The sequence below is a fragment of the Nitrosophilus sp. genome, from assembly GCF_982775275.1.
Genome location: NZ_CEXZHP010000243.1, coordinates 1 through 2069, shown reverse-complemented (window position 1 = coordinate 2069; position 2069 = coordinate 1). Strand labels below are relative to the sequence as shown.

Genomic DNA, 2069 nt, shown 5'->3' with positions numbered 1-2069 from the left:
TAAATAAGTGCTTACTTACGCGCACCGGGTCCATTTAGCTCCAGACCACTTGACATGGCCGCCTCAAAATACTCCAGCGCCTTGTACTCATCACTCTGTGCCTTGAATGGCTTGGCTCTGATGTTCTTGTTACAGCCACCATAACGACGGTGCAGGGTGCCCAGGCTGTTCCATTTGGAACGATAAACAGGGAAGTGTGAGGTGTGTCCAATTGCAGGGCTTAGGTTGTCACCACGGATCCATTTGCCGGCACTGTAGACATGACAGTCTGCACAGGACAGGTTCAACTGTCCCCGCTTGGCATAGAAGAAGGTTTTACCCTTGTTGTACCACGCCAGTGCTTTTTCAGTTTTGGGTTCAACATGCATTTTCTGGCCACGCCCCTGGTAGGCAATATAGGCTGAAAGCGCTGCAATATTTCCTTTTTTCCATTTGAAAGGTTTTTCACCATTGTCTTTCAGACATTTGTTGATGTCGCCTTCCAGAGTGACGATTGTGTCTTTCTTTTCGTCATGGAAGGGATACTTTACACGTATCTTGCTAACATCCTTTCCTAAACAATCGGCAAAGGATTTACCGTTTTTAAACGTCTTGTTCCACAGCTCTTCGCCTTTGTCGAGGTCAATCTCGTAGGGAGGAAATTCTTCAATCTCTTCCCATTGGGCGCGTGCATCCTTGTTGAGGGCGTAGATACCATTGATATAATCATCAAGGTTGGGGTTGCTGGTGTTTTTCTTGTAGTACTCTCCTAGTGCCTTCCTGTCCTCTGCCGGTGATGCCTGAGCAGTCACGATAGGGGCCAGACCTATGGCTAATAGAGCAACTGAGCTTATCAGTCTTTTCATATATATCCTCCTAATTTGGTTCCTGTCACACTGCGGTCATTAAATGACCCCGGGGAATACCCGGGATGCCGGTGTCAGGAACTCATACTTCTTTTCGTGTTGATGAGTGAAATGTGGTTTATTTCTCACCTATTTTCTTTTCGATCGAATCACTTTTGCCCGTATTGTCTGTCCAGGTCAGCTTGACCGTGTCGCTCTTTGAGCCGGCATAGCTGAATGACAGGAAAGGGTTTTTGGAGATTGAACCACTCCAGTCTGCGGTTAACACAGGCTTGCCGTTGGCTTCTACCACAACCTTGGTAATATGGTGTGCGGGTATCTTCTTGCCGGTTTTCTTGTCTTTGCGAAGACCGGTTTCCATTGGGTGAGTGATCAGTGCTTTGACCTGTATTTTTCCACCTTTTTCTTTGGTGCGTAATTTGATTGTTGATTTTGCCATGATATTAGCCTCCGCAGCCGCCTTTGGTTACTTTTACATTTGCTTTAGCCGTGTAGAACTTGTCTCCGGCTTTTACCAATGCAATGACATCGGTTGTTTTACCCATCTTGAAACGGGATTTAATGGCTGGAACTGCACCTTCGCCAAAGATATAACGGGCAGCCAGTGGTGTTGGGTTGGCCGCAGTGATCGAGATGATTTCGGTAGTGCCTTCGATCTCGGAGGTAATGCCAACAGGAACAACTGCGCCGTTCTCTGCAATTTCAGGGGCCTTGATCTTGATCTTGTCAGATGCGGTAGCGCCCGTGGCGCCCAGCATTTTCATGACATCATCAACAGATTTGGCTTTAAAAGGGTCATTGCCATGTGATCCGGCAAATGCCATGTTTGGGGTTAGCATACCGGCACCGACGGCCGCGCCTGTTGCACTGCCAACAAACGTGCTTTTTAGAAAACTTCTACGTTTCATTAATTATTCCTCTAAAAGGGTTGTTATAGATAAACAGGATGGATCAAAGGCTGTGAACAAACTCGACAACCAGATCAATCTCTTTTTCGGAGAGTACACCATGCGCACTGAAAGGAGGCATCATGCTGTCCGGGTTTTTAGCCTGCGGGTTGGCAATCTGCGCCCGTAATACGGCTTTGTCAGGAAAGCGGCCTTTCATGCCGATCAGGGGTGGGGCTATATTGCCGGGCTGGTCGCCGCCCTGGATCAGGTGGCAGGCAAGGCAGTTGCCTTTCTTTTTATTAAAGGCCAGTTTCTTGCCTTGGGCTACGGGGTC

General features: G+C 48.0%; 4 protein-coding genes. All 4 read right to left on the bottom strand.

The annotated features are described in order from the left end of the window. Window positions 1-11 precede the first annotated feature (11 nt). A complete protein-coding gene (soxA, locus tag AC30RD_RS08805; protein ID WP_489494136.1) occupies window positions 12-845 on the bottom strand; it encodes a sulfur oxidation c-type cytochrome SoxA in 834 nt (277 codons plus the stop codon). A gap of 118 nt (window positions 846-963) precedes the next feature. Beyond that, on the bottom strand, window positions 964-1284 hold the full coding sequence (gene soxZ / locus AC30RD_RS08800; RefSeq protein ID WP_489494135.1) for a thiosulfate oxidation carrier complex protein SoxZ: 321 nt from the start codon (window positions 1282-1284) through the stop codon (window positions 964-966). A 4-nt stretch (window positions 1285-1288) separates the two neighbouring features. After that, window positions 1289-1753 (bottom strand): thiosulfate oxidation carrier protein SoxY, encoded by a 465-nt coding sequence (gene soxY, locus AC30RD_RS08795; RefSeq protein WP_489494134.1) that lies wholly within the window; start codon window positions 1751-1753, stop codon window positions 1289-1291. A gap of 43 nt (window positions 1754-1796) precedes the next feature. Further along, window positions 1797-2069 (bottom strand): sulfur oxidation c-type cytochrome SoxX (gene soxX, locus AC30RD_RS08790; protein WP_489494132.1); only part of this gene is annotated, 273 nt, incomplete at its 5' end.

Bases quoted from the DNA above. Each gene is read 5' to 3' on its own strand.
- soxA (WP_489494136.1), bottom strand. From the start codon at position 845: ATGAAAAGACTGATAAGCTCAGTTGCTCTATTAGCCATAGGTCTGGCC.
- soxY (WP_489494134.1), bottom strand. From the start codon at position 1,753: ATGAAACGTAGAAGTTTTCTAAAAAGCACGTTTGTTGGCAGTGCAACA.
- soxZ (WP_489494135.1), bottom strand. From the start codon at position 1,284: ATGGCAAAATCAACAATCAAATTACGCACCAAAGAAAAAGGTGGAAAA.